Raw genomic sequence first — 6,000 nt, 5'->3', positions numbered from 1 at the left:
CAACACCGGTCAGGTGTCAGGCACCAGCGCCACGCTTGAGCAAGCCGAGAGCCGCTTCCACCAGGACCTCAACGGCGATGGCGTCATCGGCATCCTCACGACCAGCATCGAAGCGTTCGGCAGCACGAGCCTGGTGCAGGTCGGCAGCAATTTCTACATGAATCCTGTAGCCGGCGGCTCAGGACCTGCGCTGAAATACGCCGGCTCGCCGGTGGTGGCCGGCCAGTCCGGCGGCTGGACGCCGATCGCCGTGGAGCAGACCTCGAGCGGTTACGAGGTCGCTTGGCGATACCCGGGCAGTGATCAGTTCACGATCTGGACGACCGACAGCAGCGGCAATTTCGCCACCAACACCGGTCAGGTGTCAGGTACCAGCGCCACGCTGCTGCTGGCGGAGGCCCGGTTTCATCAGGATCTCAATGCCGACGGGACGATTGGGCCGGTTGCGTCTCACGCAATCGACTGGCATCTCCATGTTTGAACACTGGGCCCCATCGCATGGGACAGCAGCGACTGCCGCGATGACGGTGGAAGAGTGGCTGCGGCGGGCCATTCGGCCGTGAGCCCTCTGTTTCCCAAAGGCGAGCGACGGCTAGCCACCCCGGTGATCTTCAGCGCCTCGCAGTTCGCTTTCGTGTCGCCACGGTCGTCGACGTGGACGTTCACATAAGCTGCGCGAAGCAACGATGCCCGGTCGCCAGGTGATGGCGGGTACCAACCGAGTTTGATTGACGGTTAAAAGTGCCCGCAGTATCCGGTGGTTAACCGGGGCCGATCCCAGACCGCAGCAGGCACTCAATGAAAGTCGTCTTTGTCGCGGGAGGTCTCGGCCCCCGAATCTCCGAGGAGACCAGCACGCGACGCAAGCCCATGGTCGAGATCGGCGCCGACCGATCCTCTGGCACATCATGAAGATCTACAGCCGTCACGGCTTCAATGATTCGTGATCTGCCTTGGCTACAAGGGTTAGATGATCAAGGAGTATTTCGCGAACTACTTGCTGCACATGTCCGACGTGACCTTCCATCTCGCCGAGAACCGGATGGAGGTCCACCGCGAAACCGCCGAGCCCTGGCGGGTCATGCTGGTCGATACCGACGATAAAGCCCAGACCGCGGCAAGCCGAAGCGGGTGCTGTCCTATGTCGCGGATGACCCCTTTTTTGCGTTGACCTATGGCGGCGACGTCGCCGACATCGATCTCGACGCCGAGATAGCCTTTCATAGGGCGCACGGGCGCCGGGCCCGCCGTCTCGGTGGTGCGGCCGGCCAAGCGGGTCGCGGCGATCGCGATCGAGGGCGATCGCGTCGTCAATTCGAGGAGCAGCCAGGCGATGACGGCGGCTGGATCAACGGCGGATTCTTCTTGCTGTCGCCGTCGGTCGGTGACCTGATCGCGGGCGACAGCATGATCTGGGAGCGCGAGCCCATGGAGCAGCTCGCCCGCGGTGAGGATTTGCGCGCGTATGTTCATCACGGCTTCTGGCACCCGATAGATTCGCAGCGCGACCGAAACTTCCTCGAGGGCGAGGGGGCCATCGGCCAGGCGAGGTGGAGGGTCTGGTGACGGATCCAGGATCTGGCGCGGCAAGAAGGTCTTCCTGACCGGACACACCGGCTTCAAGGGCGTTATCCGCGATCTCCCGACCTTGCGTGCCGCGATGGCAGAGGCCGAGCCCGTCATCCACTTGGCGGCGCAAGCGTTGGTGCGGCCTACCTACGATACGGTCGAGACCTTTGCGACCAATGCGAGGGGCACGCTGCATGTGCTGGAGGCGGCACGGCCCCTGCGCTCGGTGCAGGTGATCGGCAATGGCGCCGCCTTCGGCGAGGGCGACCGGCTCGGCGGCGACGATCCAGTAACAGCAAGACCTGCCCCGAGTTCGTGACGCACGCCTGTCGCCACAGCTTCTTCGATGCGAAGGGCACGGCGCGCTTTGCGACTGCGCGCGCGCGGCAACGTCTTTGGCGGCGGCGACTGGGCGCGCGACCGCCTAGTGCCCGACGCGATGGATTCCTTCCTCGAAGGCCGGGCGTTGCCCATCCGCAATCCCAATTCGGCGCGCCCCTGGCAGCACGCACTCTATCCAGTGCTGCGCTACCTCAGGCTGGTCGAGCGGATGGCGAGCGATGACCGCTTCACCGGCGGCTGGAATTTCGGGCCCGATGCCGCGAGCGAGGCGCCGGTCGGAACAGCGGCCGGGCCTCTGGTCGCGATGTGGGACGACGGTGCGCGCTGGACGGCCGATGCCGGCCCGCCTCCGCATGAAGCCGCCTGTCTCAGGCTCGACTGCGCGAAGGCGCCAAGCGAGCTCGGCTGGAGGCCACAGCTCGACCTGGCGCAGGGTCTGCGCCTCACCTCGACTGGTACAAGGCGATGCGCGGGGGCCGCGATTTGCGCGCATTCTCGCTCGATCAGGTCGTCGGCGTTGGCGGACATCCAACTGGCATGAACCCGCGCTTCACGGACAGTGCCTGACATTCGGGAGCGCGACGCTTGCTGGGGCTCATCCCCGACGCCGAAATGTCATGGTGATGGGCAGCGTGTGGCCGCTTCCTTCGACCCGGTTGACCGAGTGACCGTTGATGCCGGCGTACGGGATCGCCGAACCTTGCATTTTGCAGCTGATGGGGCCGTGGCGCAGGGCCAATTTTGAAGTCAAGCAAAGGCTCAGGCACTTTCGCCTCGGCGCCTGAAACGCAGTGAGATTGCGCTTAATCATCATCGCGCTTTAGGTTGTTGTTTGCAAGATCATTTCGGAAAACCGCTGCGCACTTTTCCGGATCATGCTTTAATTCCCGCCAGCGCGCCGCCATAAGCCGCGCATGACGTATCCGATATCGCCGTGGGCAAGCATCAAGGCGAGGCGGCGCAATTGGGAGCAGGCGACGCTCAAACCTGACGGTGCGCGTCCACCGCGAATTGCCAGGTTCTCCTTCGCAAAACGTTCGGTGAGGACACTCGTTTTCGATTGGCCATGATACCGGAGGCAGCCCCAATGCTCCCGAACGTGGACCGCGCGTCCAGACTTGAGGAGGCGCATGAACCAATCATAGTCGAACGAGCAATTGTACTGCTCATCGAGAAATCCAACGCGCTCATGCAGGGCGCGGCGCCAGAATGCCGCCTGGTTCGCGAGCACCATGCCCTCTGCGAATAGGCTTTCGTAGGTTGGCTTGACATATCTGACATCACGGATCGGCGCGCCAGCTTCATCGACGAGGACGATATCGGCCAGAACGATGTCGGCATCGGGATATCGTCGAGTGGCGACGGCAAAGGATTCGAAAGCTCCGGGCAAATAGAAATCGTCGGAATTTTGCCAGCCTACCCAGTCGCCAGTAGCGCGCTCGAACCCCTTATTTAGAGCGTGCACTTGGCCGCGATCTTTCTCGCTAACCCAAAATGTCAAGCGGTCACTGTAGCTTTCGAGGATCTCGCGGGATCCATCTATGGAGCCACCGTCGATGACGATGTATTCGAGTCCAGGATATTTCTGGTCAAGAACGCTGTCGAGCGTCTGGGGCAGGAAAGGTGCTTGATTGAAGGACGGCGTGACGATCGATAGAGTCGGGACGGAGGCGGTCGTCCTGCGGAAAGCTTGGTCATTCGTCATAGTCATCTCACCGAGAGTTTTCAGGATTTCGAATAGGCCAGCCGCGCAAGTGCGGATGCTCGGATCTCGTGACCAGTGATGCTGAAAAGCCCAGCAAGAGACTAGCTGTCGACGACAAAAGAATTCGTCCATAGAATTGATCGAGAATTATAAAGAATGAGAGCAATGCGAGCACAACAATCGCTGGGCGACTTGTGCAAGGGAGACGATTAATCGTCAAGCCGATTAACGAGAATATCGCTGTGGCGAGCAGTAGTACGTACGCGATGCCCCCAACAGCGCCCATCTCGACGAAGGCTTGTAAAATAGTGCTATGCGGAAAGCTGCCTGGGCAAGTGTGGGCGGCGAAGTTTTCGAGCCCGATTCCGAATACTGGCGTTTTTTGAAAAAATAAGAAGCCTTGTTGAAACAGCCAGATCCGAATCGGCGTCGAATCAACCATTTTATTAAGTTGATCACACTCCTCCCGAGAGTCCCGTCCCAAGCCCGGAACGCCAGCGCCCGAGTCCCGTCCCAAGCCCGGAACGCCAGCGCCCGCCGGCGATTCTAGCGGCAGATAGGTACGCACCATGAAGTCGCGGGCAACGTGGTTCAATATTAGTGCGAGCGTGGCTCCGACAAGAATGGCGGCGAAAACGACAATGCGCCCGCGGCGTCCATGGCGGGTGGGAGCCAATACCATTAGCAAGGCAGTCGCGATGGTCGCGATAACGACGCCGCGCGCCCCGAGTACCACGAGCGCAGCTGTGACCAGCGCGGCGATCATCGGCATCGTACAGGTTGCGATCGAGTATTTCCCGGACGCGCCGCTGGCTTGGATCACGACGGAGATGCCGAGCGCAACGGCCACGATTAGTACGCCGTGGTTAAGGCCCAGCATGACCGGTCGTAAATTATCGCCCGCCGTCAACTGCGGCGAGAACTGCCACGTGATCGCTGCTGCGCTTACTGTCAGCGTTATCGCTCCGAGGATCTTGAGAATGCGCGTTATGTCCTGCGCGGAAACGAGCCTCGCCGCAGCGTAGGGGCCGATCCAGAACGTCACGAGGAGGGCCCAGTCGCGTAGACCTGCATGGAGTGTGAAAACCTTGAGATGGACCGCAAGCAAGACAGAAACGAGGCAGAATGTAACGTCTATTGCTGTAATGCTCGCCTGGCGACGGATGAAGTTCGGCAGAAGGAGAGCCAGAGGTATAAACCAAACAGCGACGGACCAGACAGCAAAATATGAGGATTCGTGGTCGATACCTAACAATTGTAATGAGAGAAAATACACTAGCGATGCGATCGGCAGGAGGCTCAACAAAGTGAGGCTGAGTGATCGAAGTAAAACGCCGCTCATCGTTCACAAGCTCTCTTCCGAAAAGTTACCTTGGTCCTCGCATTGAGGTTTGCATCGTCAGATTGACGCGGAAAAGCAGCCATCGCAAAAGGTTTCTTGCTCTCCGATAGAAGAGGGGATCTACGATCCTCGCGAGCTCGGCAAGCGATGCTTGATTGATTGCAACCTGGTCCGGCATCGCCGGCGACGATTCCGGTAACTCGTGATTTAGGCCTCGCCATAGCAATTTTGAACGGGACGTATGAGTTCCCGAGCTGTCGAGCCCATCATTCCGAACGAGGCTGATGGGAGGGTAGAGCACTAGGCCATCTCGGCGGAACACCGACCAGTACCATCGAATCGCCCAACTATCTATGCGGCCCGCTTCTTGCCTCTGTAGCATGTCGTAATAGCCAAATAGCCCACCAAGGTCAAAGCGCGATCTAAGCGCGTAGTTGGAGCGCAAGGCATCGGTATCTCGGGCATCGGGATCAAAATCGTGCCACGATCGTTCCCATGTAGCCCAGCCCCAAGACGTCGTGACTGGCAAAAACCGCGCTGTCGAGTGCGGCGATGCGTTGCTTCGCGCAAACGCAAAACCAGAGATCTGCATGACGCGTGGATCATCTGCAAAGGTATCGAGGCCGGTATTCATATAGTCAAGAAATGCAGGTGAGACGGTCAGGTCGTCTTCGACAACAATGACCCGGCCGTATTGTTCGCACAAGCGAGTGACACCGGCGATGATCGAGCGGGCGAGGCCCTGGTTCTCGGTCGAGATGACGAGGGTCTTTCTTGGATGGTCGAAGGCCTCGACGATGGCGCGCACATCCGCGACCGCCTGCTCGTCGCGTGTGCCGCGAGGACCGTCGCAGAAAATATACAAATCAATGTTTTCTATTCCCCTGCAGCGAGCGAGCGATGCTAGCGTGGCTCTCGTCTTGTCAGGTCGGCGAAAAACGAAAAGTGCAATCGGAGCAGCCATTATGGAGTTGTTCCGTTCTCCCGAATTCAGGACTCACCCATCCATACTTCGGCCGCTTGTGACTATCTGTCAAGAAGT

At 59.8% G+C, this 6,000-nt stretch carries 5 protein-coding genes and 2 pseudogenes; 4 read left to right on the top strand and 3 right to left on the bottom strand.

Features of this window, described 5'->3' with window-relative positions; all coding sequences use genetic code 11:
• The 4 genes and pseudogenes from ABIB80_RS36925 to ABIB80_RS36910 all read left to right on the top strand — a co-directional run.
• Positions 1-481, top strand: a pseudogene (locus ABIB80_RS36925) (M10 family metallopeptidase C-terminal domain-containing protein); the annotation flags it as partial.
• A gap of 317 nt (positions 482-798) precedes the next feature.
• Positions 799-1,566 (top strand): annotated as a pseudogene (rfbF, locus tag ABIB80_RS36920) (glucose-1-phosphate cytidylyltransferase).
• Positions 1,567-1,660: 94 nt separating this feature from the next.
• Complete coding sequence (locus ABIB80_RS36915; protein ID WP_354129378.1) at positions 1,661-1,888, top strand: NAD-dependent epimerase/dehydratase family protein; 228 nt, start codon at positions 1,661-1,663, stop codon at positions 1,886-1,888.
• Between the two features lie 27 nt (positions 1,889-1,915).
• Positions 1,916-2,452, top strand: coding sequence for a Rossmann-fold NAD(P)-binding domain-containing protein (locus ABIB80_RS36910; RefSeq protein ID WP_354129377.1), 537 nt, complete (start codon positions 1,916-1,918; stop codon positions 2,450-2,452).
• A 339-nt stretch (positions 2,453-2,791) separates the two neighbouring features.
• Here the strand turns inward: ABIB80_RS36910 and ABIB80_RS36905 are convergent, their stop codons facing one another.
• The 3 genes from ABIB80_RS36905 to ABIB80_RS36895 are packed head-to-tail and all read right to left on the bottom strand — an operon-like array spanning position 2,792 to position 5,922.
• A complete protein-coding gene (locus ABIB80_RS36905) occupies positions 2,792-3,616 on the bottom strand; it encodes a glycosyltransferase family 2 protein (RefSeq protein ID WP_354129376.1) in 825 nt (274 codons plus the stop codon).
• A gap of 7 nt (positions 3,617-3,623) precedes the next feature.
• The gene (locus ABIB80_RS36900) at positions 3,624-4,958 is read right to left on the bottom strand and encodes an O-antigen ligase family protein (protein ID WP_354129375.1); all 1,335 of its coding nucleotides are present in this window, start codon (positions 4,956-4,958) and stop codon (positions 3,624-3,626) included.
• 25 nt (positions 4,959-4,983) lie between these two features.
• A complete protein-coding gene (locus ABIB80_RS36895; protein ID WP_354129374.1) occupies positions 4,984-5,922 on the bottom strand; it encodes a glycosyltransferase family protein in 939 nt (312 codons plus the stop codon).
• Positions 5,923-6,000: the final 78 nt, after the last annotated feature.

It is taken from the genome of Bradyrhizobium sp. i1.15.2, assembly GCF_040548425.1.
Lineage (GTDB): Bacteria > Pseudomonadota > Alphaproteobacteria > Rhizobiales > Xanthobacteraceae > Bradyrhizobium > Bradyrhizobium canariense.
This window is presented reverse-complemented; position numbering and strand designations above follow the sequence as displayed.